The 26600-nt window shown below is 60.7% G+C and carries 21 protein-coding genes, 1 tRNA gene and 2 pseudogenes; 12 read left to right on the forward strand and 12 right to left on the reverse strand.

Annotation, left to right across the window (positions count from 1 at the left end):
• Positions 1 to 20 precede the first annotated feature (20 nt).
• From XarbCFBP7408_RS08415 to XarbCFBP7408_RS08430, 4 genes are read left to right on the forward strand one after another with little or no spacing between them, the layout of a single operon-like run.
• Complete coding sequence (locus tag XarbCFBP7408_RS08415) at positions 21 to 974, forward strand: AAA family ATPase (protein ID WP_104562568.1); 954 nt, start codon at positions 21 to 23, stop codon at positions 972 to 974.
• A gap of 5 nt (positions 975 to 979) precedes the next feature.
• Positions 980 to 1936 carry a DUF58 domain-containing protein gene (locus XarbCFBP7408_RS08420; RefSeq protein WP_104562569.1) on the forward strand — a complete coding sequence of 319 codons (957 nt, stop codon included), beginning with the start codon at positions 980 to 982 and terminating at the stop codon, positions 1934 to 1936.
• Complete coding sequence (locus tag XarbCFBP7408_RS08425) at positions 1929 to 3881, forward strand: transglutaminaseTgpA domain-containing protein (protein ID WP_104562570.1); 1953 nt, start codon at positions 1929 to 1931, stop codon at positions 3879 to 3881. The genes XarbCFBP7408_RS08420 and XarbCFBP7408_RS08425 overlap by 8 nt, the downstream gene beginning before the upstream one ends.
• Positions 3878 to 4411, forward strand: coding sequence for a Slp family lipoprotein (locus XarbCFBP7408_RS08430; protein WP_024938444.1), 534 nt, complete (start codon positions 3878 to 3880; stop codon positions 4409 to 4411). Before XarbCFBP7408_RS08425 ends, XarbCFBP7408_RS08430 begins: the two co-directional genes overlap by 4 nt.
• Positions 4412 to 4522: 111 nt before the next feature.
• On the opposite strand, the gene XarbCFBP7408_RS08435 is transcribed toward XarbCFBP7408_RS08430, so the two are convergent.
• From XarbCFBP7408_RS08435 to dnaX, 4 genes are all read right to left on the reverse strand, one after another.
• Entirely contained in the window at positions 4523 to 4873 is a 351-nt protein-coding gene (locus XarbCFBP7408_RS08435; RefSeq protein ID WP_104562571.1) for a histidine triad nucleotide-binding protein, read from the reverse strand.
• Positions 4874 to 5028: 155 nt separating this feature from the next.
• Complete coding sequence (gene recR / locus XarbCFBP7408_RS08440; RefSeq protein WP_104562572.1) at positions 5029 to 5622, reverse strand: recombination mediator RecR; 594 nt, start codon at positions 5620 to 5622, stop codon at positions 5029 to 5031.
• A 97-nt stretch (positions 5623 to 5719) separates the two neighbouring features.
• Complete coding sequence (locus XarbCFBP7408_RS08445) at positions 5720 to 6040, reverse strand: YbaB/EbfC family nucleoid-associated protein (RefSeq protein WP_005913896.1); 321 nt, start codon at positions 6038 to 6040, stop codon at positions 5720 to 5722.
• Positions 6041 to 6046: 6 nt separating this feature from the next.
• Complete coding sequence (dnaX, locus tag XarbCFBP7408_RS08450; protein WP_104562573.1) at positions 6047 to 8065, reverse strand: DNA polymerase III subunit gamma/tau; 2019 nt, start codon at positions 8063 to 8065, stop codon at positions 6047 to 6049.
• A 235-nt stretch (positions 8066 to 8300) separates the two neighbouring features.
• Between dnaX and XarbCFBP7408_RS08455 the strand changes: the two genes are divergently transcribed.
• The 4 genes and pseudogenes from XarbCFBP7408_RS08455 (at position 8301) to XarbCFBP7408_RS08480 (ending at position 11775) form a co-directional block, all read left to right on the forward strand.
• Positions 8301 to 8393, forward strand: a tRNA-Ser gene (locus XarbCFBP7408_RS08455).
• Between the two features lie 85 nt (positions 8394 to 8478).
• Positions 8479 to 9986 (forward strand): annotated as a pseudogene (locus XarbCFBP7408_RS22330) (DUF6538 domain-containing protein).
• A 124-nt stretch (positions 9987 to 10110) separates the two neighbouring features.
• The gene (locus XarbCFBP7408_RS08475) at positions 10111 to 10851 is read left to right on the forward strand and encodes a hypothetical protein (protein ID WP_104562576.1); all 741 of its coding nucleotides are present in this window, start codon (positions 10111 to 10113) and stop codon (positions 10849 to 10851) included.
• Positions 10852 to 11436: 585 nt separating this feature from the next.
• Complete coding sequence (locus tag XarbCFBP7408_RS08480) at positions 11437 to 11775, forward strand: hypothetical protein (protein ID WP_104562577.1); 339 nt, start codon at positions 11437 to 11439, stop codon at positions 11773 to 11775.
• 52 nt (positions 11776 to 11827) lie between these two features.
• Here the strand turns inward: XarbCFBP7408_RS08480 and XarbCFBP7408_RS08485 are convergent, their stop codons facing one another.
• Positions 11828 to 13423 (reverse strand): MobA/MobL family protein, encoded by a 1596-nt coding sequence (locus tag XarbCFBP7408_RS08485; RefSeq protein WP_104562578.1) that lies wholly within the window; start codon positions 13421 to 13423, stop codon positions 11828 to 11830.
• 267 nt (positions 13424 to 13690) lie between these two features.
• Here XarbCFBP7408_RS08485 and XarbCFBP7408_RS08490 point away from each other — a divergent pair, with 267 nt between their 5' ends.
• Entirely contained in the window at positions 13691 to 13945 is a 255-nt protein-coding gene (locus XarbCFBP7408_RS08490; protein WP_104562579.1) for a hypothetical protein, read from the forward strand.
• Between the two features lie 27 nt (positions 13946 to 13972).
• Here the strand turns inward: XarbCFBP7408_RS08490 and XarbCFBP7408_RS23425 are convergent.
• The 3 genes and pseudogenes from XarbCFBP7408_RS23425 to XarbCFBP7408_RS08505 form a co-directional block, all read right to left on the reverse strand.
• Positions 13973 to 14398, reverse strand: a pseudogene (locus XarbCFBP7408_RS23425) (XVIPCD domain-containing protein); the annotation flags it as partial.
• Between the two features lie 988 nt (positions 14399 to 15386).
• The gene (locus tag XarbCFBP7408_RS08500) at positions 15387 to 15662 is read right to left on the reverse strand and encodes a hypothetical protein (RefSeq protein ID WP_146093748.1); all 276 of its coding nucleotides are present in this window, start codon (positions 15660 to 15662) and stop codon (positions 15387 to 15389) included.
• 511 nt (positions 15663 to 16173) lie between these two features.
• Complete coding sequence (locus XarbCFBP7408_RS08505; protein WP_104562582.1) at positions 16174 to 16653, reverse strand: JAB domain-containing protein; 480 nt, start codon at positions 16651 to 16653, stop codon at positions 16174 to 16176.
• 354 nt (positions 16654 to 17007) lie between these two features.
• On the opposite strand from XarbCFBP7408_RS08505, the gene XarbCFBP7408_RS08510 reads away from it, so the two are divergent.
• The 3 genes from XarbCFBP7408_RS08510 to XarbCFBP7408_RS08520 all read left to right on the forward strand — a co-directional run bounded on the left by XarbCFBP7408_RS08510 (position 17008) and on the right by XarbCFBP7408_RS08520 (position 21442).
• Complete coding sequence (locus XarbCFBP7408_RS08510) at positions 17008 to 17469, forward strand: GNAT family N-acetyltransferase (protein WP_104562601.1); 462 nt, start codon at positions 17008 to 17010, stop codon at positions 17467 to 17469.
• Positions 17470 to 17566: 97 nt separating this feature from the next.
• Positions 17567 to 18694 (forward strand): hypothetical protein, encoded by a 1128-nt coding sequence (locus tag XarbCFBP7408_RS22335; protein ID WP_146093749.1) that lies wholly within the window; start codon positions 17567 to 17569, stop codon positions 18692 to 18694.
• A gap of 1347 nt (positions 18695 to 20041) precedes the next feature.
• A complete protein-coding gene (locus XarbCFBP7408_RS08520; RefSeq protein ID WP_104562584.1) occupies positions 20042 to 21442 on the forward strand; it encodes a site-specific integrase in 1401 nt (466 codons plus the stop codon).
• A 13-nt stretch (positions 21443 to 21455) separates the two neighbouring features.
• On the opposite strand, the gene XarbCFBP7408_RS08525 is transcribed toward XarbCFBP7408_RS08520, so the two are convergent.
• The 4 genes from XarbCFBP7408_RS08525 to XarbCFBP7408_RS23095 all read right to left on the reverse strand — a co-directional run bounded on the left by XarbCFBP7408_RS08525 (position 21456) and on the right by XarbCFBP7408_RS23095 (position 26297).
• Complete coding sequence (locus XarbCFBP7408_RS08525) at positions 21456 to 22361, reverse strand: toll/interleukin-1 receptor domain-containing protein (protein ID WP_104562585.1); 906 nt, start codon at positions 22359 to 22361, stop codon at positions 21456 to 21458.
• A gap of 89 nt (positions 22362 to 22450) precedes the next feature.
• Complete coding sequence (locus tag XarbCFBP7408_RS08530; protein WP_146093750.1) at positions 22451 to 24148, reverse strand: hypothetical protein; 1698 nt, start codon at positions 24146 to 24148, stop codon at positions 22451 to 22453.
• 38 nt (positions 24149 to 24186) lie between these two features.
• A complete protein-coding gene (locus tag XarbCFBP7408_RS08535) occupies positions 24187 to 25299 on the reverse strand; it encodes a dsDNA nuclease domain-containing protein (protein ID WP_104562587.1) in 1113 nt (370 codons plus the stop codon).
• 320 nt (positions 25300 to 25619) lie between these two features.
• Positions 25620 to 26297 (reverse strand): DUF3800 domain-containing protein, encoded by a 678-nt coding sequence (locus tag XarbCFBP7408_RS23095; protein WP_308673319.1) that lies wholly within the window; start codon positions 26295 to 26297, stop codon positions 25620 to 25622.
• Positions 26298 to 26600 lie beyond the last annotated feature (303 nt).

The following is a 26600-nucleotide window of genomic DNA, read 5'->3' on the forward strand; positions in this document are numbered from 1 at the left end:
CTTCCACCTACGGAATTGTGATGTCGACACCGCTGCGTTCCACGGAAATGCTAACCGATGCGCTGCGCCAATCGCTGCGGCGCGCACAGGACCAGGTCAATTCGCTGCTGCTGGGCAAGGCGCAAGAAGTGCGGCTGGCGTTCGTGGCACTGCTATCCGGTGGACATTTATTGATCGAGGACCTGCCCGGCCTGGGCAAGACCACCCTCGCCCATGCGATGGCCTCCAGCCTGGGGCTGGGCTTCCAGCGCGTGCAGTTCACTTCCGACCTGCTGCCGGCCGATGTGCTGGGCGTGTCGGTGTACGACGCCGCCTCGCGGCAGTTCCAGTTCCATCCCGGCCCGGTGTTCACCAACGTGCTGCTGGCGGATGAAATCAATCGCGCCCCGCCGCGCACGCAAAGCGCGCTGCTGGAAGCGATGGCCGAGCAGCAGGTGACGCTGGATGGCGTGACGCATGCATTGCCGGAACCGTTCTTCGTGATCGCCACGCAGAACCCGGTCGATCTGTCCGGCACCTTTCCGCTGCCGGACTCGCAGCTGGACCGCTTCCTGCTGCGGCTGAGCCTGGGCTACCCCAGTGCCGACGCCGAGCGTGCGCTGCTGTCCGGGGTGGATCGGCGCGAGCTGATCGCCCAGGCCGCACCGCAACTCAGCGACGCCGAGGTGGTTGCGCTGCGCGGGGTGGTCAATCAGATCCACACCAGCGATGCGCTGATCGGCTATGTGCAGGCCTTGCTGCTGCGCAGCCGCCAGCATCCCGGGGCGCGTGTGGGCCTGTCGCCGCGTGCGGGCATCGCGCTGCTGCGTGCGGCCAAGGCCTACGCGCTGCTGCTCGGGCGCGAGCATGTATTGCCCGAAGACGTGCAGGCGCTGTTCGTGGCCGTGGCCGGGCACCGGCTGGTGCCGGAGGCCGAATCTTCGGCCGGGCCGGCACTGGCCAAGGCGCTGCTGCACAGCGTGCCGGTGGACTGACCCAGGTGCGTACGCGCCTGCGCGGCATCGGCCGCCGACTCAGCCTGCTGGCGCGGCCGCGGGGCGCCGAGGCCCTGCCGATCGTGCTGGATCGGCGGCGCATCTATGTGCTGCCGACCCGCTTCGGGTTGTTCGTCACCGCGTTGCTGCTGGCGATGCTGCTGGGCGCGCTGAACTACAACAACAACCCGGCGCTGCTGCTCGCACTGCTGCTGGCCACCGCCGGGATCGCCAGCAGCATCATGGCGCACCTGCAGTTGTCGGGACTGCGTATCGAAGCGGTGTCGGCCGAACCGGTGGTCGCCGGCGAGCCGCTACGCATGCGAGTGTCATTGGCGCGCCGCGACACCCGCGCGCGGCGTGGGCTGCGGCTGGATCATCTGGACAGCAGCGGCTTCTGCTCGCTGATCGAGCACGACATGGCCGAGGTCGATCTGCCGGTGCCGACCGAGCGCCGCGGTTGGCAGGACATCGAGCGCATCCGCCTGTCCAGCACCCAGCCGCTGGGCCTGGTGCGCGCCTGGTCGTGGGTCTGGCCGGAAACGCCGCTACTGGCGTATCCGAAGCCAGAGGAGCAAGGGCCGGCGCTGCCCGATGGTGCGGGTTCGCCCAACCAGACCCGCCTGCACGCACAAGGCGAGGAGTTGCATCAGCTGCGCCCGTATCGCGCCGGCGATGCGCCACGCACGATCTCCTGGAAGCATTCGGCGCGTCGCGACACGCTCCTGGTGCGCGAATACGAACAACCGCTGGGCATCGAAGTCACGCTGGACTGGCGCATGCTCAGCGCGCTGCCGTACGAGCGCCGCATCGCGCGGCTGGCGCGCTGGGTCAACCTGGCCGAGCGCGACGGGCGCCGCTATCGCCTGCTGCTGCCGGGCCAGCCGCCGGTGGGTCCCGCGCAAGGGCCGTCGCACCATCACCTGTGTCTGCGCGCACTGGCGCTGCTTCCGCATGACTGAGCCCTCCCTCCCGATCAGCCAGGCCAGCCGCGCCTGGGTACTGGCCACCAGCTGGCTGGCGTTGGCGCCGCTGTTGTTGCAGCTGCCGGCCCTGCTTGCGGCAAGCGTGGCCGTGGCCGCGGTGCTGGTGGGCGTGCTGAGCTGGCGCGGCAACCTGATGGCACCGGTGCGGCTGTTGCTGGTGATCGCGATGCTGGCGGCGGTGTATTGGCAGATCGGCATGCGCTTCGGCCGCGACACCGGCTGCGCGGTGCTGGCATCGATGCTGGCGATCAAGGCCTCCGAACTGCGCAGCTTGCGCGATGCCCGCAGCCTGCTCGGCTTTGCACTGTTCGCGCCGTTTGCCGCGTTTCTGCTCGACCAGGGGCCGGCGACCATGGGCCTGGCGCTGCTGGCGGTGGTCAGCGCCTTGCTGAGCATGCAGCGGCTGGCCGACGAAGAGCACCGCACCGCCACGCCGGCCCTGCGCCTGCAATTGCGCGGCATCGGCAAGCTGGTCGCCATCGGCGTGCCGCTGGCGCTGGCCACGTTCTGGCTGCTGCCGCGCCTGAGTTCACCGCTGTGGGGCGTGCCCGAGCGCGCGCTGTCGCGGCCCGGCCTGTCGGACAACATGTCGCCGGGCGAATGGATCGACCTGATGGCCGACGACAGCCCGGCCCTGCGTGTGCAGTTCACCGGCAAGGCGCCACCGCCGCAGCAACGCTACTGGCGCGGGCCGGTGATGTGGGACTTCGATGGCCGGACCTGGCAGCGCGCACGCTGGACCGGCCGCGGCCAACCCGCCTCGGTCACCGCCGGGCCGCAGCGCTACCGCTATCGCCTGGACTACGAGCCCACCGATCGTCGCCAACTGGTGTCGCTGGACCTGCCCACACAGGCGGTGGCCAATGCCGAGCTGTCGCCCGACTACGAACTGTTCGCACAGCGGCCATTGAGTGCGTTGACCCGCTGGGAGCTGCAATCGGCGCCACCGGCACGCTTCGACACCGACCTGCCGGACCAGTTGCGCAGGCGCGCCCTCGCCCTGCCGCCGGGCTTCAATCCACGTACGCTCGCGCTGGCACGGCAGTGGCGCGCGGAAGCCGGCAGCAACGACGATGCGGTGGTGCAACGCGCGCTGCAGTGGATCACCCGCGAATTCGCCTACACGCTGGACACGCCGCTGCTCGGCCGCAACAGCGTCGACGAATTCCTGTTCCAGCAAAAGGCCGGGTTCTGCGAGCACTTCAGCTCTTCGTTCGTGGTGCTGATGCGCGCGGCTGGCATCCCGGCGCGCGTGGTCACCGGGTATGCCGGCGGCACCTACAACGGCTTTGGCAATTACTGGGTGGTGCGGCGCATGGATGCGCATGCCTGGACCGAAGTCTGGCTGGCCGGGCGCGGCTGGGTGCGGGTGGACCCCACAGCTGCGGTGGCGCCGGAACGCATCTACGACACGCTGGAAGACCGCGTGCAGGTCGGCGCGGGCAACAATTTCGCCCAGCTCGGCATGTGGGCCAGCCTGGGCCAGGTCAGCGACCTGCTGCGGCGCGGCTGGAACGATCTGGTGCTGTCCTTCGACGCCGACCGCCAGCAACGGCTGCTGCAACCCTTCGGCATCGATCGCCTGGACAGCTCGCAGCTGGCCGTCATCTTCGGCGTGTTTGCGCTCGGCGCGCTGGCGTGGATGGGCTGGCTGCTGGCGCGCGGGGAGCGTGAACGCGACCCGCTGCTGCGCGCCTGGCATCGCCTGGGCCGCCGCTACGACAAGCTCGGCCTGGCCCGCGAACCGCACGAACCGGCCATCGCCTGGGCGCAACGTGTGGCCCGGTCACACCCGAATCCGGCATTGTTGGCGCTCAGCCAACGTTTCGCTGCCGCGCGCTACGCTGGCGCCGATTCGGACAGCGCCTCACTCCTCAAAGATCTGCAGCAGCATCGCCCGCGAACCGGAGCTTCCTCATGAGTACCCGCTTTCTTCTTCCCATTGTCGCCGTGCTCGGGCTTGCCGCCTGCGCCACTGCGCCCAAGCCGCTGCAGGGTCAGTTCCCCACGGTCAGTCCGAGCGATTCCACCGCCAGCGCCCAGGTCGGCACGTCGGTGCGCTGGGGCGGCAAGATCATCCAGACCAAGCCCGGCCAGGGCCAGACCTGCTTTGAGCTGATCTCGCGTCCGCTCAACGCCAGTGGTCGCCCGGACCGCAACGCCGTGGACGCCAGCGATGGCCGCTTCCTGGCCTGCCGCTCGGGCTTCTACGATCCGGCCGTGTTCGAGCCCGGCCGCGAAGTGACCTTCATCGGCAAGATCGAAGGCTACGAGACCACCAAGATCGGCGAGTACGACTACAAGCTGCCCAAGGTCAATGCCGACGTGGTCTACCTGTGGCCGGTCGTGCGCGAGGTGGATGTGGTGCCGGCCTATCCGTACGGCCCGTGGGGCGACCCGTGGGGTCCGCGCTGGGGCGGCGGCTGGGGCTGGGGCCGCGGCTGGTGGTAATCGACCGCTGAGTCAGCGAGACGCAAAAACGCCGCTCGCAGGGAGCGGCGTTTTTGTTTATGCGGTGCGGCAGCTCGAACAGGCGCTGACGCACTGGATCGCGCAACCAGGTCAGGGCGTGCCGAACCGTCCCAGCGGCGCGCCGGCCAGCAGATGCAGATGGATATGGAACACCGTCTGGCCGGCATGCTCGCGGCAGTTCATCACGATGCGATAGCCGTCCTGTGCCAGCCCCTGCTCGCGTGCATACGCTGCTGCAGCGAGTGCGAGCCTGCCCACCAACAGCGCCTGCTCCGGCGGCACGTCGTCCAGCGTGGGAATCGCATGCTGCTTGGGAATGAACAGCACATGCACCGGCGCCTGCGGTGCGATGTCCTGAAAGCCCAGCACCTCATCGTCCTCATAGACGATGCTGGCCGGAATTTCGCGACGAATGATTTTGCCGAAGATGGTGTCGGTCATGGGTGGGGAATCGGGAGTCGGGAATGGGGAATGGGGAATGGGGAATGGGGAATGGGGAATGGGGAATGGGGAATGGGGAATCGCAAGAGCTTACCGCGCGCGCCACCGCTTTTCGCTTCTCCGATTCCCGATTCCCCAATCCCGATTCCCCGCCCTCAAAGCACCTCACCCCGGGTGCCAAAGGCATGCGACAAGGTGCCGCGATCGACGTATTCCAGCTCACCGCCCAGCGGCATGCCCTGGGCAAGCCGGCTCGGGCGCACCGCGTGCTGGCGGGCAAGCTGCGCCAGGTAATGCGCGGTCGCCTCGCCTTCCACGGTCGCATTGGTGGCGATGATCATTTCGGTGACCTCACCGGTGGCCAGACGCTCGCCGAGCCGGTCCAGCCCCAGCTCGCGCGGGCCGATGCCATCCAGCGGCGACAGCCGGCCCTGCAGGATGAAGTACAGCCCGCGGTAGCCGGTGGCATGTTCGATCGCCAGGCGATCGGCCGGCGATTCCACCACGCACAGCTGCTGCCGGTCGCGGCTGCTGCTGGCACAGATCGCGCAGATCTCCGCCTCGGTGAAGTCGCGGCATTGCACGCAATGGCCGACCTTTTCCACCGCATCGGCCAGCGCCACAGCCAGACGGCGCCCACCCTCGCGCTCACGTTCGAGCACGTGGTAGGCCATGCGCTGGGCCGATTTCTGGCCCACACCCGGCAACACCCGGAAGGCCTCGATCAGTTGTTCGAGAAGGGAGGACATTGGGTCGGGAATCGGGAATCGGGATTGGGGAATCGCAAAAGCCAAGGACAACCTCGCTCTTACGATTCCCGATTCCCCACTCCCGATTCCCCACCTCTCAGAACGGCAACTTCATGCCCGGCGGCAGTTGCATGCCGGCGGTCGCCGAGCCCATACGGTCCTTGGATTCGGCGTCGATCTTGTTGGAGGCGTCGTTGAAGGCGGCGGCGATCAGGTCCTCGGCCATTTCCTGGTCGGAGAGGATGCTCGGGTCGATGCGGACCTTGCGGCACTCCTTGGCGCCGGTCAGCGTCACGCTGACCATGCCGCCGCCGGCGGTGCCGGTGACTTCCAGCTTGGCCAGTTCTTCCTGGGCGCGCTGCAGGTTTTCCTGCATCTTCTGCGCCTGCTGCATCAATTGGGCAATGTTCCCACGCATGTGTCGTTACTCGTCGTAAGGGCGGATGGAATCGGGGACGACCCGCGCGCCTTGCTGCTGAATCAGCTGCTGCACGTTCGGGTCGTTCATGAACGCTGTTTCGGCCGCGCTCTGGCGCTCGCCTTTCTGGCGGCTGGCCCGCTCGTGCAGGGTCTCGACATCGGCGTTGCCGGTCTCGATGACGATGCGCGGCGTATTTCCCAACTCGGGCGCGAGTGCCTGCGCGAGGTTGGCGATGGAACGCTCGGAATTGAGATATTCGAAGCCCGGCGCCAGCGCCAGGCGCAGCACGCCGTCGCGATGGCCGATGAAGGCGGCATTGGCGGCGAGCTGACGCGAGGGGCCGTTCAAGCCGCTGCGGGTGACCAGATCCAGCCATTGCTCGGCGTCGGCGATATGGCCGTTGTCGAGCAGGGGCGATGGATCGGTTGTCTGTGCCGGTGCCGATATGGAGGGTGCGGCAACCGATGGCATCGACATCACCGCCGCTGCAGGTGCAGGTACCTCCGCCGCTGCGGCAACTGCCACCGCAGCTTCGGGCGCGACCGCAGCGGGCAACGCCGCAGCGGCTGCTGCGGGTGGCGCCATTGCCGCCTCCGGCGCCAGCACGGGCGCCGCCGCAGCGACGGGGGCAGTGTTGGCGCGCACCGGCGCATCGTCCATCGCCCAGGGCGGCGTGTCGTCGCTGCGCGCGGGAGTTGTCGATGGGCGACTGTCGGTCGATGCGTCCGCAGCGGGCAGCACCACGACAGGCGCGGGCGCAACTGCCACCGGTGCGGGTGCAGCGACCGCAGCCGGCGCGGCCTGCTTCATCGCGGCCGGCGTCGCCGCTGCTGCAGGCACGGCTGCCACCGGTGCGGCAGCCTGCACGCCAGTTGCCGCAGAACGCGCATGACCGCCGGCATTGGCACCACGTCCATCGTCACTGCCGCCAGCCGGCACTGCCGCCGCTGGGCGGAAGGCCAGCATGCGCAGCACCGCCATCTCGAAACCGGCGCGCGGACTCGGCGCCAGATACAGATCGCGACGGCCATTGAGCGCCATCTGGTACCACAGCTGCACCACTTCCGGCCGCAGCCGCGCGGCATAGGCGGTCGGGTCGATGCCATCGCCGACGAACGCCACCGACGGCACCAACTGCTGCACCTGGATGCGGTGCAAGGCCTCGGCCAGCGCCTCCAGCACGCCGCTCCAGTCGGGCGAGAACTCGGCCAGCGCGGCGACCACCTGCAGCAGGCGCGCGCCATCGCCGTCGGCCAGCGCCTGCAGCATCGCGCCGACCTGGGTGCGGTCGACCGTGCCGAGCATGGTGCGCACCACGTCCTCGCGCAGCGCGCCGCCGGCATAGGCGATGGCCTGGTCGAGCAGCGACAGACCGTCGCGCAGCGAACCGTCGGCGGCCTTGGACAGCTGCACGATCGCCGATGGATCCGATTCGATCTGCTCGGCGGCCAGGATCCGGGTCATCTGGCCCTGGATCTGGTCCTCGTCCAGCCGCTTGAGGTTGAACTGCAGGCAGCGCGACAGCACGGTCACCGGCAGCTTCTGCGGGTCGGTGGTGGCCAGCAGGAACTTCACGTGCTCGGGCGGCTCTTCCAGCGTCTTCAGCAGCGCATTGAACGCCGCCTTGGAGAGCATGTGCACTTCGTCGATCAGATAGACCTTGAACTTGCCGCGCGAGGGCATGTACTGGGCGTTCTCGATCACCTCGCGCACATCGTCCACGCCGGTATTGGACGCGGCGTCGATTTCCAGCAGGTCGATATAGCGGCCGGCATCGATATCCAGGCAGGCCGGGCACTGGCCGCACGGATCGGCACTGGTGCCGGTCTCGCAGTTCAGCGATTTGGCGAAAATGCGCGCAATCGTGGTCTTGCCCACGCCGCGGGTGCCGGTGAACAGGAATGCGTGGTGCACACGCCCACTGTCGAGCGCGTTACTGAGCGCGCGGACCACGTGTTCCTGGCCTACGAGTTCGGCAAAACGCTTCGGGCGCCACTTGCGGGCGAGAACAAGATAAGACATCGGGCAACCAGCTTCCTCTGAACCGATATTGTGCCACGGCGCGTCAAGTGGTTCGTTCAGCGGCCGTGGTGCCCTGGCGCTTCCGGCTCGGGAGGCTGCCGGATACGCGTCTTCAACCGGCCAGACAGCTGCGCTGGCAGCGTCATGCCGGACCGGCGGATCCTTTACCTTGTTAATGGCGCCCGCGGCGGCTAGAATCCCGCTCCTGCCGACGACCCGGTCGCACGGCAGGTACGGAGAGGTGTCCGAGTGGTTGAAGGAGCACGCCTGGAAAGTGTGTAAGCGTCTAAACCGCGCTTCGGGGGTTCGAATCCCCCTCTCTCCGCCAGAATACGCAAACCCCTGAGAAATCAGGGGTTTTTTGTTAGCGTAAAAACTGGCTGCAGCTGCGCAAGTCGGAACACATGACTCCCATGCGCATCCCTCATCATCTCGTTCGAGCCCCCTCCGGACTCTGGTCGTATCGCCAGCGTGTCCCAATTGATTTGCAGCCCGTCGTTGGTCGCAAGACCTTCAAACGCACCCTCCACACTTACGACATGCGGGAGGCACGGCTCCGCGCTCTGACCCTTGCTGCCCGATATGCTCAGGTCTTCACCGTGTTGAAGGAACGACGCATGCAAACCCGGGACGACGACTTGGACGCGCTCCTGGCGCGCCTGACCGGCACCGAACGTCCGCAAGAGCTGACCCTGAATCGTACGCGCTCGGCGGATGGGTCCATTACCGAGCAATGGCAGATCGACACGCCAGAAGACGTCACGCTCTACCAGCAACTCATGGCGCTCACCGCCCCGCAGCCCAGCGCGCTGGGCGAGCTGATTCATCAGCACGTGCCTCCCCTCCCAACGCCGCGGCGGACGACGAAGCCCGCCATCGAGACGATCACTCTGGGCAAGGCCCGTGATGCTTGGCTGACCAGCCTCAAGGGCAGCACCTTGCCCAAGACCTGGACCATCAAGCGGACCGCCATCGAGCTGTTGACCAGCTTCCTGGGCGAGAAGACCAAGCTGCACACGGTCACACGCTCGGACTTGGCCCGGTGGTATCAAGACATGCGCGACAAAGGCGCCTCCACCCCGACCCTGACCAACAAGCAGTCCTACATCGGCGGCAAGGGCGGCTTCTTCGAGTGGGCCCAAGCCTCCGGCCACTACCCTCGGGGCGACAACCCCGCGTCCGGGCACGTAAGCTACTCCACCCGCGAGAAGCGGGCCAGGCGCAAGTTCGGGTTCAAGGCTTACGACGCCCACCAAGTCCAAGCGCTGTTTGCCCCGGCTGCTTTTGAGGCGCTTCCCCTGGCCGCGCGATGGGCTTCCCTCATTGGCTTGTATACCGGCGCCCGCGCCTCGGAGGTCGGCCAACTGCTGACCGCCGATGTGGTGGAGGACGGGGCCTCCCCTGCATCCAGATTTCGGACGAAGGTGAGCATCAAAAGGTGAAGACGGACGTGAGCTTGAGGACGGTGCCGGTCCACCCCGACCTGCTCGCCCTGGGCTTCCTGAGCTGGGTCGAGCAGGCGCGCGCCGAGGGCCAGGAGCGCTTGTTCCCGGCGGCCAAAGCCGATGCCAAGAATGGTCAAGGCAACTGGATTTCCAAAGCGTTTAGCCGGCACTTGGCCGAGGTGGGCAAGAACTGGCCCACGGCCAAGCGCGGCTTCCACTCGCTGCGCAAGACGTTGATCCAGGAGTTGCAGGGCGCGGGCGTGGTGTCCGAGCTCCGGGCTCAGTTGGTCGGACACGAGTTGGACGACGAGCACCACGTCACTTACAGCCGGGCGTTCACAACTCAGGAGAAGATGGACGGGCTTCGGGGCGTGTCGCCTGGACTTGCCGTTCTTGCTTATGGGCTAAATCTCTCAGCCCTCCGCGCATTAGTAGCCCAGAAGCCCGCCTCCTCAAAGCAACCAAGGACCGGTTGATGAGCGCTGCTTGGCACAAGCTACGTGCCATCTTATGACCGGGCAGATCGGTCGCCTTGTTGTATAAGATCAAGTCAACTCAGGGACTATCCGAGCTGGCCTCGGGTTTCGCAGGACTGAACCAATGGAACGGGATACGACGTTTAAGGATCACCATCTATGGGAGTTGCAGCGCCGAGATGCCCTGCACAACAGCCTTTCGCTTCCGGTAGGTGTGCTCACCATCGTTGCTGGCGGAGCCCTGGCGATGGCAAAATCGATCGAGGCCGAACCTACATTCTTCAATGTAGGCCTCATTGTTACTCTTGCGATGACCACCCTGTTGCTCATCGGCAACCTATACTGCCTTGCCAAGTCTCTGATATTTTATAAATACTCCCATGCCCCTGACATGGTTGTATGGCTGCGCGATCGCGAGCATTTCGAACGTGAGTATAGGGAGAATTGGCAGACGCTCGACATCACAGAAGCAGAAGCTAAAGAAAGCGCACGGCGCGATTTTTACTATCATCTCGATGAGACCTACGCAAAATCTGCCCGGAACAACAGCATCCAAAATAACAGGAAAGCCGAGTGGATTGCGCGTGGACACAGATTCCTTATTTCTAGCGTAGGCTCCCTCATGCTGGCTGGAGTCTTCTTCAGCCTGTCCCCAACAAAGCCGGCCGATGATGCCGCATCAAGATCGCCAAAGGACGCTAAGACAGTGATTATTCCCAGCAAGCCGGAGAAGACCGTTAGTAGCCCCGCATCGTTGCCCACTACAAATCCAAAGGGCATCGAACGTCCACCGGTTCGGGAACCCGTGGTTAGCAATGAGAGGTTTTCCGATAAAAAAGACGTTTTGGGACTCGATGACCTATGAGTGATAAACCCAGCAGCGAGAAACCGCAACCTGCGCCTCAGCAGAGACCGGCTACACAGCAGACCCAGATTGTCCGGCCACCAACTAGGGAGCCGATCCATGTGTTCGATAGCGTGCCACCAGGGATGAAGAAGGGGCGCCCTTAAAAGGCACCTTTGGGTTCTTTGAGGGGTAACTTAAGGAGTTGGACGTGGCATAGAGGAAGCCTCAGCCTGAAGATGCGCCGAGCAAAACAGAAGCCCCCATGCCACTGCCCAAACGGCATCCAGACTCTTGGTCGAAGCTGTGATCGTGCTGACCATGCAAAGGGAGGAGACCGGGGGCTGGTTGCTCAGCATCGCGCACAAGCCCGAGCTGCCTGACCCGGCTTAACAGCCTCCTTTTGCCTTGGCTCAGTTTGACCGCCTGCGTCTGCTAAAAAACTAGAAGCCAAATCGCATTCGCAACACCTCTAGTTGTCACATGACATAGCAGCCATCAAATTTTGGCCCGTATTCAAATTTGTGAAATACGACCCAAAGCGAGCTCTTGCGCAAGCGTCAGTTCCTGGTTGGATGAAGACTTCCCCCACACGCAGTAGTTTCCATGACCAATCCCCAACAGTTCGAACTCGCCAGCCAATTGCTCGCAGCTCTGATGAGTCAGTCGCTCTCTGACGAGCCCCTAGTGCGCCAAAAAAATGTTTGCAACGCATGGTCTTCCGCTGGCGAACTAATCGTCTACAGCCAGAAGAAAACGCCGGGCGGGAGCACCGCCATACAATCGCTTGGCCACGCTCCTCCACGGCCCTCCCCGGCTGTGCGCACCCGCGAGGCCGTCATCGTGAGAGAGTTTCCGTCGGTTGAGGAATGGCGAGCGGGGCGTAAGAACAAAGACGCACAGCTGGATCCAGTGCGCAGCAAGAAACGCCCGACACTGCACTGAAGCATTCAAGTCAGCACAAACATTGAGCCCCGCACTGCGGGGCTCTTTGGTTTCAGTGGAAGCGCGGCGGCCGGGGAACGTAGGCCGGCGCACGAGGTGCGACGATGACAGGGCTTGGACGCGGCTCATCGGGTTCATTCGCCATGTCAAGCTGGAGGGGATAGCGCTGGAGCATGTCCCGGCTCCAGGACTCCAGATGCGCCGCGCTGGCCGACGCCTCTTTCTCGCAGAGCACTTGTTCCTCCGGGGTCACCCTGGCCCTCGCATCGGCGAGCTCTGCGGCCCGGGCTTCGAGGATGCTCAGTCGACGACCACGCTTCTGCGTCCAGCCTCCCTGCATCCACGACGGACCGGGCTGGGGGTTGTTCGCAACAAAATCATTCCATGAGTTTTCGGCCATGTGATGCAACTTCTCGGCGCGACGCTCGGCCAGCAGCCGCCGGGCGAACTTCATGGCGGCTGCCTTGAAGCGCCGCAGTCGCCGCAGCAGCTCGTTGAGGTCGGGACGGAGTTGCGCTTTTTCGGCGAAGGCAGCGGCCCGTTCCCTGATCCATTGCACCAAGTCCAGCGTCGCTTGGAGCGTCTTCGCCAAGCGCGGGTCCGCTTGAACAGCGACTCCCCATTCGTCGCTGGCCTCCTCCGCGAGCTCCGCGACCGAACGCGGCTCGCGCGGCGGCTTGGCATCATCGGCTTCCAGCAGTCCCAGCCCGCGGGCGATCGGCGCCATGCTGCGGGACACCTCAATGTGCCCTGCCCCACGGCCCAACGACAGGGAGAGCCCGGCGGAAGACCGGCCAGCCTCGCGCTCGGCCTGGGCCTGGCTATGACCATCGGGCACCGGCATGGCGCGCCCCTCCTGCTCGAACACGGCGACGAGTTTTTGGAAGGTCTCCTCGTTGGTCTTTTCGATTCGTTGGTTTGCGTCCGAACGCTCCGACGGTAGGCCCCGCCGGGCCAGCGCGGTCCCGTTCTTGCCGACGTGCTTGGTGGGCTCGCGGGACAGGACGGCAGCGGCAGCCAAGTCGCCGCGCGCCAGTGCATCCTCGGCTTGGACCTCAAGTCGGCGGTGGTCCACCCGAATCTCAAGTGCAGCTTTCTCAAGGTGGGCGTTGATGGTGGAGGCGATGAGTTCGCGCACCCATTGCACCTCGACACGGCCCGACGGCCCGCCGTCCAGTTCCTTGGTTTTGTCGGCGAGGCCGTCAGGCCCCATGCGCCGCGTTGTTGCCAGCACGTGGACGTGCCAGTTCAGCCCATCCTTGCTGCCGGGGCTGTGGATGCTGGCCTGGGCCGCGAACCCATAGCGACCGACGAGCGCACGGGTAACCTCCACGGCCAGCTCGGAGCGCTGGAGGTTATCGAGTTCGTGGGGCAACGCGAACTCGAACTCCCTGGCAACGGTCGAGTCTTTGCGGCGCTCGGCGGCCTCCGCCGCTGGCCAGAGCTCAGCGGGAACCAGAGCCCAATCGGGCGCGTCCTCGGGGGCAATGCAGCGCGTTTCGACCACGCCGTCCCGGCGGCGGTAGTCGTGGCGCAGGCCAGTGAGTGCGTCCTCCAGCAGCAGGCCGGCGCGGTAAGCGGCAGCGGCGATCGAGGAATGCCCTTTGGCGCGACTGAAGGTTTTGACGTTGGCGTGGTAGATGGCCATGAAGCGTGAGTCCCGAAGCGGTTGAGGTCGCTTCGTTTATGCCGTGGATTCAGATTTTCGCAAGGGCTGAAAGCACTTGGGGTTCAAGGGGCGAAGACCCTTGCGCACGTGTCACGCAGTGACACCTAGGTGCGCTCTTGCTTCTTTCTTTAAAGCCTTGTTTTTAAGATCTTTTCGATTTCGATGGCAGGTAAAAATCAGAATCGCCGCGAACTTGACGCAAGCCATTTTCCTGCTTGACTCATTTGCACGAAGCAGGAGAAATGCATGACCGCAACGAATCGCTATCGAGACCAAATCCAACGCGCCACCGAGCGCTTGGCCGAGCTCCAAGCAAGAGAGCTTTTAGCCAATCAGCGCCGCGAAGCGAAGGCCCAGGAAACGGCGAAGTGCGAAGAAATAAAAAGACGGCAGCGCGTGGCGGACCTCGTGGTTTCCACTGGTGCGCACCTGCTGGACGACGCAGAACTGGAAACGTTGCTTAGCAGCCACATGAGAAATCGTGCTGGCTCTTTTCACTAGAGCCCTCGTCATCACGGCGAGCACTTTTCATGGACCGCCCCTGGTCATCGTCGGCCCCTGTTCCTGCTGCTGATTTTGCTGCTGCGTCTGTTCCATCTGCTGCTGACGCACTTGGTCCTGCTTGATGACCTCAGCCTGCTGGAGGTTCTGCTGGGCCGGCTCCTGCGAGGCCTCGCGCCCATCCACGTGGGCATGGAACTGCGGCGCTTTGTCTAACCCGTGAGGGGCATAGACCGCAAAGACATTGTGTGCCCCATCTCGGCCTAGCCCGCCGGTGACCTGGTCCACTCGCTTCAGCAACGGGTCTTCGATTTGCTGCTTGTAAAGCGCAGCTGAGACATTCCTGGTCTCTTCTTCGTTCCAGTTGCCCGTGCCCCGAACCCAAGAATGGATCTGCTGGTAGGTGGAGTGGTCAGGGTGAGCGGGACTGTCGGCCAGCACCTGCGAAGGCGATCGAAGCGAGGGGGGGTCAATGTCCGGGCGATGCTGGGCTGGGCCCAGTTGGCGCACCTCCACTTCCCGCTGCTGACCGTGGGAGGTATCGACGAATCCGAATGCCTTGCCCTGCCCGCCCAAGTTCAGCCCAGCTCCCTCCAGCTTGGCTGTATCGGTGCCTAGCTCTGCGAGGTTGTAACCCAGGCGCGGCAAAGCCTGGGTCGTGGACCCCGCACGCTCTCTCAACAACGCAGCCCCCGCGCTCACAGGGTAGGCCGCATAGTAGCCGGGGTAGTTAGATGTGCCCTGGCGCCCCATGCTGCTGTCGCTTCGGTCGAAGTGACAAACAGCAACGGCCTCCACCGCCGGGCTGGAAATGCTGTTCCCTGTGCGTTGATATCCGCGCTCGTCCAAGTGGATGCCCGGCTCAAGCTTTCCGTGTTTCACGCAAGCGGTTGTCGGCTCGACGCGACGCAGAAACTCGGCTTGGTCAAACTGCCCCGTGGTCGTCGTCACCCGGCTGGCCACGGCATTCATGCTCACCAACTCGGCCAAAGCTTCGTTCTGCCGAGCGGACGCTGTGAATTCCTTGGAGAGCGCTGTCGCGTCAACGACCGACTCGCCGTATTGGATGCCCTCTTTGAGCGCGGCATCGAGCTTGAACACAAAAGTGTTCAGAGAAACTTGCGCCGACCGCGCCATCAGCGCATGCCCTGTCTCGTGCCCCACCGTTCCCGCCAACATGTCCAAGCGGTCGGACCGAATGGATGGCGCGAAGATGGCGCTGTTGATGCTGACGGTGCCCGTCTTGTCATCGTAGTGCCCGCCCTCGTTCGGCTGGTTGGAGACTTCTAGCCGGCGCAAGGTGCCCAGGTCGATGGCTTGCGTCATCACTGACGTTAAGTAAGGCGACGTATCAATGGCCTCACGCAAATCGCGCACCGCGCCCTTGGGAAGGCCAGGCTGTTGCTCCAGGTCCTGGAGCAACCGGTCAATGTCGCGCTGATCAGCCATCACGCGGCTCCATTTCGAGCCTGACCCGCGAAACGCAGCGTGGGTCGTCGTGTTTGTCCGTGCTGACGACCACATACAAGCCAAGCCCGTCTGCGAGTGCTCGCTCAAAGTAGACCGTCGGCTTGAAGCCCACCGCGCTCTTGGTCACGCCAAACCCTGCTGCGACCAATGGGTCATACAGCGATTTGAACGACAGGTCACACGCCTCGGAAGGCCGCACTGTGAGCTCGATGGTATGGCCGGGATGACGTGCATAAGGCTTCCACACGGCGAACTCATAGTGCCCCCCGCCTAGTGCGCCCTGGAGCCCTGTGCGCCGACCTTGACTGTCTGGCGTTACCTCAAGCCCTGACACCTGCGCAACGTGAGACGGGGCCATGTCTGCTCTGGTTTCGAATGATTTGGCCATTCGAACGACGGCCTCGACCAATGCATCTGACGTCAGCGCTGGGCCTTGCGGCAATGGTGGGTAATCGCCCAAAACCACAGCATTAGGAGCAACTCGCCGGCTGGCCTCGTCTGCGGCCCTGTCTGCACTAGCAGCGGCTTTGTCTTGCTCGGAGCGCACGTCTGCGGCGCTGGGTGGATGTCCTTCCATCGTTTTCTCCTGAGAATCGTGGTCACCCGCCGGTCCCTGAGCACAGGCCAGCGTTCCTAACGAGAGAGTAAGCACCGCAATGCTGCGAATCAGTAAGCGCAAGCTGGCCTCCGTGAGTGCTCAATGTCCATAAGTTGCCACCGCAGTCTAGCTTCACCAGAGGAAGTGGGTGAAGGGGGGGCTATGCCCACCCCCTGGCCGCAAGGCTAACGTTCTTCTGGCCACCGATGACCAAGTGGTCGAGGACTCGGATGTCTAGGAGGCCCAAGGCTTCCTGCAGGCGTTGGGTGACTTTACGGTCCGCTTCGCTCGGCTCCGGATTGCCGCTCGGATGGTTGTGGAAAAGGATGACGGCGACGGCGTTGAGCTGAAGAGCGCGCTGGGCGACGACTCGGCTATGGACTTCGCAGCCGTCGACAGTGCCGGTGAACAAGTGCTCGGTAGAAATGATGTGGTGCTGGTTGTCCAGGAAGACGACCCCGAAGACTTCGTGGCTCAAATGTGCGCAGCGGGCGACCAGGTAGCTGCCGGCTTGGTCGGGGCTGTGGATGCGGCCTTGCCGTTGAAGACGTTGTTCGAGAATGGTGGCTGCCGCGAGGAGAATCCCCTCCTCGTCCATCTGGAGTTGATACTGGACGGCTCGGTCTTGGGTGCGCTTCATTGGTTCTTCTCCACCGGCGCGACAGGCGCCTCGTGGGAACCGGCAAGCGGAGCGTTAGGCTCGACCGCACCCGGGAGTGAGCACCGCTTGCGGCGCGCAGCGGAGGGCCGGAACAACGTGGAGGAGGCCTGCCCTTTCGGTCGGGACAGCGAAGCTAGGATTCCCTTTAAGAGGCCCAGCGCTGGTGGAGATGAAATGCGTTGAAACCCAACCTAGAAAGGAACATAAGAACGTGAGTGGGTAGGAGGACAGCAGGCGTTCTCGGCCAATAGACTGATGGGTCAGCGCCTTGAGGATTTGGCCTTTGCGCATTGCCTTTGCGGCGTGTTTGCGTATCTGAGGCAAACTGGAGGCATGGATACGATTCGGACCTACCGTCCTGAGGACTTCGGCGGCTGCCTGGGGCTGTTCGATGGCAACCTGCCAGCGTTCTTCAGCGCCGAGGAACGCCCTGACTTCGTGCGATTTCTAACGCACCATGCCGCCGCCTGGCACTACCGAGTCATTGAACGTGCGGGTGAAGTGATTGCATGCGCGGGCTACTCCATCAACACGGACGGCACGACGGCCAGCCTCTGCTGGGGCATGGTCTATCCGATGCTGCATCGACAAGGACTGGGGACAATGCTGCTCCTGGCCCGGCTGGAAGCCTTGCGCCTGAGGCCGGACATCGAGCAAGTCGTGTTGGACACCAGCCAACACACCCAGGCCTTCTACGCTCGCTTTGGCTTCGTCGTGAAGCAAATAGTGCCAGATGGCTACGGTGCTGGCCTGGACCGGTGGGATATGGCACTCGATCTGAAGGCGCCGGCATGACGCTGTTCAAGCGTCCCGCGGGTGAGTGGCCTTCACCACATCCGGAATATCCAACTGGTAGCCACCTGCCTTTACAACCACGCATCGGGACTTGTAAATGCCTTACTCATCTGACGATCTAATATTCAAAATAATGTCACCCAACCTGAAGCCGAAATCACTTGATTATGCTTATACATTAGAAGAAGTAAATACGAAATTTTCGGGACTTATTAGCGAGCTCGACGGCATAATAGCTGGCCTAATGTTCTTATCAAAAACAGATGCAAACGTAACTTTTGCCATAGTCGCATCCCAGAGTCCTTTTCAAGTTATACACGTGGCCGAGAATGACTTTGCGATACTTGTCGGCTTCCGCACATTTGATACATTGATGAGCCTGTGTTTTCGAGTCCAATCCCTAGAGGGGATAAACCACATGGTCGGGGCACCAAATATTAAAGAGCCCAAACAATTTTCCGGAAAATACTTACTTGACATCGCCAAAGAAATTGTATTTCACACTACAGATCCCGCATATTTAATGCCCCCTACACAACCAATATACGTCTATAGAGCAGCACTTTGCTTTATTGTAAGCCACGAATTCGCACACATTTCGCATGGACATTTGGAATTCAAGAAATCCAAAATTTTCCCACAATACGCCCAGACTGAAGATGACCACGCAACAACCTTAAAAACGCTCGAGATGGACGCCGACGCATCTGCAACCTCCTCCGTTTTTGCGATATTCGAAAATATTATTGAGTCAATGAAGCAATGCGAGGAAATCCCGCACGATCTAGAGAAATCAATCCGCGCGGGATATATACTGGGGATATATATTGCACACATCTATCATGATGCGCTAACCCTTAACTATTCCCCCAAAAGATATCCAATAGGGTATTCGCGCTTCATGACATCGGTATCCGTCATAAAACAAATCTATAGCAAAAATCTCCCGGAGCAACTAGACCTACCTGAAGAGATCCGTAGATCACTAACTCAAGCATTTGTAAATCTAAGCGGCCATCTAAACAATCTCTGGCACCCAATTGCAGCAAATTCCGAAGTATATGATACACATAACGACAGTACTACTCATGAATATAATAAATTATTTGAAGTAATGGCATTAGATTTTCTCGAGCCGCTACATGATAGATGGGCACTCATCCGCCCCGAATTGGAAAAGCTCCGACGTGGAGGATCGCTTGCACCAGCAATAACACGATTGTGATATTACTACATTAAGCAAGCGCCATTCTGTTTTAAACCGTCTTGAAAAGCTTAATGTCCATGAGCCCTTCAAGAAAATTCTAATTCTTTTGACATGAAATTTATATTCATCTACATCCGCAATACGCGAGCGTGACTACCGCCATGGAAGTTATACGTCCCGCCGGAATCTGATGCTTGCCTCGCTTGCGAGATGTGCATCAGGTGGTCTTAGGCGAGCCGGCCCATCGAAGGTTCTGTTAGCCTTAGGGAATCGCGGAGGTCGATGCCCTTAAGATGCGCGCCGATCCCATCATCAAATACAGCCGCTGCCCAGCCGACGTTTAACGTGTCCAGTCCGCACGGCTGATCGTCAGAGCAACAGTGCTCGATGGTAGCTGGTCCAAGGAGATGGACCTCACGCCGTGCGTCCCGGTCCTAGTTGCCGATGGCATGTTGACCGCTTGTGGATGCCACACGCCCGCGCCTATCGGCAGCGAGACCACAGCATCCGCCTCTCGCTACGCCTTCAGGTTTCGAGGCAGCCGTTAGCCAAGCGCGCTCAACTTGCAATGACATGGCTATGCACGGTTTTTCAGATTGGTTTGTCCGTGCCATGTAGCCAGTGCCGGGCCAGACTCTAGTGGATCCGTCGTCCGACGAATTGGGCATCTTGAGCCGCGAGAGCTTTAGCCTCAATGCCTGGCGCCATGCCTGCAAAAGCTTGCAAGAGTGGATCGATCAGGATTTGGCGCCGGAACGAGTGGGCACGGCCTCATCCAGGCGTTCGAGGTGATGGCGCAGCTTAGCTCTATCCATGGGGCTGAGTATCGGCAGTGCGGTCGCATCGTTTGAGACGCCCCGCGGCCAACGCAACACGCTCAGCCTCTTTAGTTGCCGAGGTGGCGCTGCTCAAGCGCCCCGCGGGGTGAGCGACCATTGGGTCCCACGTCCGGCAAGGTCAGACTGCACTCCTGGCATTTGTCGCACTATCGGTGTCGCGCCCTATCAGATGTCAGAAAGTTCCGATCCAGGCATATCGCTGCTTCGAATTTAAATTCAGACTAACAATAATAGGCTAACATTTAACTTAAATTCATTTTTAAGATGGAGCAATAAGCTCATTTAGTTAGCTTATTTACTGCAAACAGTACGCAATTGACTGCGATAAATCGACGCTAATTTCCTCGCAGCCCTTGGTATATAAGGACTTTTATCAGGTAACGAATTGGCGAATCCGGGAAGCACCCCAGTGGGGACCCCCCAACACCTGAGGACTTCGCCGCCGCCGCAAATTTTTGTATCGCCCCCATTGACGAATTTTCGTCCTGTCATATCCCTACTTCCATCTAACCGATGGAAGTGACCCATGACCGCTCTACTCTCCGCGACACTCAACGATTACATTGCCTCGCCGTTTGGCCTCCTGCATTTGGAAGGCATCCACATTGGCCGCTATCGTATTGACCGCGCCATCATCCGAGGCCGGGAAGCAGCTATCAACCTGCAAGAATGCATCCTCGCTGCGCTAGATGAAACGGGACGAAAATGCGGCCTTAAAAACAACACACGCTATCCCGCCCAGCTGCCCATGGGCACCCCGTCGCGCCCACTGGCCAAGGAAATCGAAGACCATCTGGAGGACATGCGTCGCCGCCAGCTCGACCCGAAGACTGTCCAGTCCACCGAGCGCACGTTGAAGCTGTTACTGCTCACCTGCGGCAACATTTCCGCTGCCCGTGTGGACTACCACCACATCCAAGCGCTCTGGACGCTGCTGCGCTGGGCCCCAAGGAACCTCGTGTCGGATCCGCTGCTGAAGGACCTCTCCTTTGATGAAGCGATCGCGCTGGGGAAAGAGCAAAACGTTCCGCCACTGTCACCTGCCACGGAAGAGCGTCACCGCCGATTCCTTGTTGCCTTCTTCAACCACTTGTTCAACGGACAAGCCATTGACGTGTCACCGATGAAGGCGTTTCGGAAGCCTAAGGAAGATCACACCATCTACCCCGACAAGGCGATCCGCTTGTTCGAGGACGCAGACCTGCAAGCCATTTTTGACCCCGCAACCTTCATCCCCTGGGCCAAGAAATCGCAGTATTGGTGGGCACCGATGCTCGGCTTGTATACCGGTGCCAGGGTCAACGAAGTCTGCCAGCTGAAGTTGACCGACATCATCGAGGAGCGCGGCGTTTGGTGCATCGCCTTCCAAAAGACACTCGACCCAGACCTGGCCGCAGACCCAAAGCGACGGCGGCGCAGCCGGCAAAGCATGAAAGGCGCGGGCTGCATGCGCATCATCCCCATCGCCAAGCCGCTCTTGGAGGCCGGATTCCTGGAGTTCGTGGAAGACATGAAAGCGATCGGCCATCCTCGGCTGTTCCCGCTGCTCTCCGCTGGCGTGAACCGCACGACGGGGGAAACCAACGCGCGTTACAGCCAGCAGTTTGTCGTGGACTTTGGGCGCTACCTGAAGAGCCTGGGCTTTCCCAAAGGCATCGGGTTCCATGCCTTCCGCCACACGCTGGCCACCGAGCTCGATGTCCAGGACGTTCCGGAGAAAGAAATTGCCCTGGTCACCGGCCACAGCACTGATCCACGGGACCGGGTCCAGGTGCTACGCAGGCACTACCTCCACAAGAAGCCGCAGATTACGCGTAGCAAGCAAATCAGCGCCCTGGAGTTGTATCAGCCCAACGTGGAGCTGCCGCGTTACCGGCGGGGGCAGTTTGCCACGTGCTTGGCTGATCCCAGCAAGTTCTACCCTTGAGGTGAGCGAACACTTAAAAGTGCGGCCGGCGACCGAGAGGGGGCACGTCCGGAACGGCATTGTGAAGGTCGCGGACCAACGCTTGGAAGTTAGTGTTGTATCCCGGCCCATCACTGAGATCCACGAACATCCTTCCCCTGAGATTTACGGGAGTGTTTCCGGCATCGCGTAGATCCTTAATGACGGGGATGAATCTCATGGACAAAGGATCACCGGCAAGTTGCGCGGCGGTTACTAGGTGCTCATACCCGACCCCACCCAAGCGCTGGTTTGCGCGGTTCATGTAGTTTTCGGTGCAGACCACGATCACCCGGTCACAGGCAGCCGCCTGTTCCATGAAATGGGGTAGGTCCTGTCCGAACCGGAGGTGTGTTCGGTCCGAGATTGCGTCGACACCGTTCGCCCGCAAATCAATCACCAGCCTACGGACCCACTCAAGATGCTCAGGAGAATCCCACGAATAGGAGATGAAGACCTTGGGTGGCAGAGATGGGTCATTCTCCAAGATACCGTTTCGCACCAGGACATCAATCAGGTCAACGTCCTTCACCGCCCAGTGGGTGCGCGTGTGTTCCCAGTTTGGCTCCGAGATATCCAGCTGGCCAAACATCTCTTTTAGGCGCGTAGCGGGAATAGGGCCAATTCTTGCGTCAATCGACCAAGTGATCCGCACACCCCCGTAGCGAACTTGGATGTCCTCAATTCGACCAACCTGCGAAGACGGTCCAACGTCCCGTCCTCGATCTTCATAAGCAAAAAGCGCGGGAAGCCCCTTGAGGGCATTAATAGTATCGGTCGTCAAAGAGGAAAAACGCTCTGACAGCGGCGGAACAGTGTGCTCAAGGTAACGTGGCAGCTCAAGGATGAACTCATCCTCATCCCAAGTCCCCTCTCGATACACCATCAACAAGTTATACATACGTCCCCCTTACTGACTGAGCTAGCCCCGGGAAATAACGAAGGCTTTCCGACTTGAGAAGCCCATATAACGAGGCACGGCGATGAGCATCAATGCGCCGACATCTCTCGCATGGCTTGGAATCCACGAATCACCTCAGATGTCTGCTCGTATTCTTCCGAAGACAGCAGCGAATACTTCGTATCCAAAACCAATGGAGCGCAGCCAAAGTCAACTTCTGCATCGTCGACAAGCAGCAAGATGAGCTGTGATCCGGACGGCCTATCGTCTCGAATGAAGTGGAGCAAGTTGAGGTGATTGATATCGTCTTGGTCTTGCTGCTTGGGTGAGTCCAGAACAATTGGACACCTCACCGCGTCTTCCGCATCCCAAATGAGATGAAGGATTGCGTAGACGTAGGCAAGGATAGCGCGCGGTCGGTCGCTCCCGGTCTCATGGATCTTCAGCATCAGGGACTGAAGGAATTCGTCTTGGAACGTGACGCTGAGTTTCTTGGCAAAGCCAGTCAAAAGACCTGCGTAGGTTTCTAGGATCTCCTTCTTTCGCTCTGTGGAGCGCGCACTTCTCAGTCGCTCGACAGCCTGCTTGATCCGATAGTCCAGACTGGCAATCTCTTGGACAAGATCAGCGGCTTGGTCCTCCAGTTGTGACGAGAACTTTTTCTGTCCTGCCCGCTCCAGAAGCCGAGCGAAAGTGACTTGGCCCCTACGACGCGTGAGTAGCTCATTGAACCGCTGCTCATCCTCTGTCGCATCCTTCAAGCGCTGACGACTGATAGCAATCTGGCCAGAGACGAGCGCTAGACTATCCATGACTTCAACCAAAACATCATCTGTCCGTGCCTCGTCCTGGGCTAATGCGAAGCGCTGCCCAAACGAGTTTTCGTGAAGCTGCCCGCATGTCGGGCACTCCAAGTCGTCACCTTCATGCTTCACGGCGAACATGTAGTCCGCATGCAGCTCTCTGCGAACACGATCCAGAATGTCTTTTTGGGCTTGCAGTTGCAGACGACGTTGGGTCAACCCAGAGAGTTTTGTTCTCTCCTCTTCTCGAACTTCTACTAACTGCTGGAGCAAACCCACCACCCGCTCGATTTCCTCGGAGAAGACATCTGGATCGATCTCCATGTCGATGTCTTCAACCACAGCGTCGTTTGCTCGTTTTTGAAGCGACCGTAAGCCGTCCAATTGCTTGGCTGGCTCAACCCTTGCTGCCGTCGCGGCCGCTTGGACTTCGAGGGCTTCAAAATATTCAGCGCCCGTGACCCCCACATGGAAGTTCACGACATCCTCCCGCCAGCGAGCAAACTGTTCCAGGCGAGCAAATGACGTCCACGGATGACCCCAACCAGCGTCCTGGTCTACATAGAAGGGGATGAACAAGTAGGCCGGCGGTGGAACAACTACTTTTTCAGCGCGGTTCTTCAGGCGCAGCTTGGCTCCCAGCAGTTCATAAAGAGCCTGTGACAAGCCTTCGGTAACACTGGTGTAGCAGCCCAGGACCTGATCCGATTCGATCAAGGTGAAGGTTTTGCCTTCCTTGAGCATGACATAGGCGTAGTCATCAACGGTGAACTCCAGTGCCGAAATGACACTCGCGTCCTTCCAATCCGGATGGATCTCCGCAGCTTCAGCGCCCAAGGTTCCATAGATGGACTTGGCCAGCGACGACTTGCCTACGTCATTTAGGCCCTTGATCACCGTCACGTCTGGATGGAACTCGACTGACCTTGCTTTTCTTTCCCGATGGGATACGAGATGAAGCCTTTGAAAGGCTAAGTTTTTCATGCGTCCTGGTCCTTAGACTGCGTACCAGCATCCGGAAGTTATTGGGGGTGGGTTTCATAGAAGGCCATCATTACGACAATCAGTTCCACATCCGGAGAGAGCCCAGCAGCGCCATAGCCAGCTTCACTCCGGGAAAGCACCACGGCCGCGCTCGCCATGTCGAGAAGGGTCGAACTATTCGCCATCACGCTCTCACTGGCTGCGACCAAAATTTGCCGGTCCTTCCGGAAAGCAGCATCCAATGGACTCTGCATTCTGGAAAAGTAGTCCGGATAGGCCGCCTTTAGCCTGCTCCGGCTAGGAAAAGGGACGTTGTCTTTGTGCAGTTCTGCCAGAATATGGGCCCAAGCTGCTGCTGCTGGGGCTACCGATCGGGCGCTGTCCAGCATCACATCGAAGGCCGACCTGTCGATGCCTTTTGCCTTGCACACGTCAGAAATGGTTCCAGCGGGCCTTTTGGCAACGGTCTTTCGTCGCAACTCGTCAAACAGGGTTCGATAAAAGGCCGCAGGACGAATGTGAGCCCCTTTGCCATGCTGGTCCAGGAAGTTGGTCACCAGCCCCACAGCGGTTTCGTTGTGCGTGTCCAAGTGGATCTGGGCAATCGAGACTGTCAACTGGTCCTGGAGCGACTCATCTAGATCCTCCCCCAGTTCGTCCGCCAAGCACTTCTTCATCGCCTCCCATTCCGCAGGCTTCAGTACTTCGAACAAGCGCTGACCGGAGGCTTCGGCAGCCCTGGCCGTTACGGGGAAGCCATACCCGCTGCCAACGTTTGTGACGAACTGGAAGGTGACTTGCTGCTCTTTCAGCTGAGCAGCCTTCGCGCACAGGCGCCCAAGGATGGATGGCAGTGAATCGCCGCTGCTGCCCTTCTTTCGATTCGTCAGTTTTCTCAGCGTCCAAGAGCTCTTTGCGCTGGTCTTGATCTGATAGAAGGCAGCGCTTGATGGCTGGTCGGGACAATCAAGGACAGCAATGTCCTCATGCAACTCACACAGAAGCACATAGTTCCCGGAACCTTGATGCAAGGTCAGCAACCGCGCGAGTGCCCAGTTCTTTTGGTAATCGAATCGATCAGCCGAGATGGCGCCGCCCTCTTCCGCCAAGGGAGCAGCAGAGAAAAAGTCAGCGATGACGTTCGAACTCATTCTCTATACCCCCTGCGTCAGAACTCCCTGCCCGACGCCCCTCGTTGAATTAAAGGGAACCTGCCGACACAAGTCAACAAAGGGCAATATCCACTACAGAAAATCAATTCGTTAGCATGCTCAAGATCGTCCCTTGAGTAGCTCTTGGCCAGTTCAGTTCTTGACCGCTGGCGTCTCGCTCGGGCCCGACTTGGTCAGCTCGCAGACTGTGGGTCGACCTGCTTGCAAGCTGCTAAACACATGGCCTTCTACGACAGCACTTCCTAACCGAAATGATAAGTGGCTGGGCATGCGCTTTTTCAAGCAGCTACGTGCAACCGCTAACGTGCTCGAAACATGGCTCTCGCACTCTTTTTAGCGATCAAAACTGCGCGATAGACTCCCCCTTCGGCCAACCGCTCGTCGCCTAACGACATCAGGTGGATGGATGGATTTGGTGTCTGCCCCTGAACCGTCAGCCTGCCTAGAAGAAAAGCAATGCGATCGTTGTCCTCGAACTCTCCCCTCAGAACCCTGCGGCATGCCGATGCGAGAAGATCAGCTACTTGAACACCAGGAACGTCATGTGAGCGGACAAACTGCGAATCTCGCAGGATCGCTCCTAGGTTCACTGCCGACTTGATTGTGTGACCGGCGGCTTCTTGAAGATAGGTAGGGATGTCCTCATGCGTGTTTCTGAAGCGCTTTTCAAAGTGTGAGTAATCGAACCCCTCAACAAAGATTCCAGGGTCTCTCAGAGACTTGGCTTGGATGAGGGCTGGTGCCATGTGGGACAGCGTCTGCTCGAACAACGGGCGGGCTGAGTTTTTCTCGTCCATTCGCCATTTGAAGCTTCCCAATGTCGCCGGAACCCGCTGGGCGTAGTAGAGCGTTGCCATCCGGAAGACCTGATCTAACAGATCTATTTGAGCCACCATCTGCGTGTAAAGCTGTGGAGACAACCGCTCCAGCCTTCCCGACAGGTCATCAATGGAGGCACGCCCTTCCTCATAGAGCATCTTTGGCCGATTAGCTCGAACGCTCTCAACCTGCTTTCTCTGATGGATGAGCACCGCTTGAGCGTCTTGATGGCCGAGATCGATCGCGGAGATGAAGAGCGCCGCCTCAAGGTCACCAAGCTCGCCTAGGAAGAGTTTCAACTGCGACTCCGACAGGTGCCGGAGTTTGAGCTCGTCCTGGTATCCGCATCCAATACGACGCTTGAGGAGGCTTAGAGCGGCTAACAAAACCCAGGAAGAAGGCGTAAGCAGATGATGGAGGATGCGAGCGAAAGCAACGCCAAGTGGAGATCGATGCGACGT

The sequence above is a fragment of the Xanthomonas arboricola pv. guizotiae genome, from assembly GCF_002940205.1.
GTDB classification, from domain to species: domain Bacteria; phylum Pseudomonadota; class Gammaproteobacteria; order Xanthomonadales; family Xanthomonadaceae; genus Xanthomonas; species Xanthomonas arboricola_C.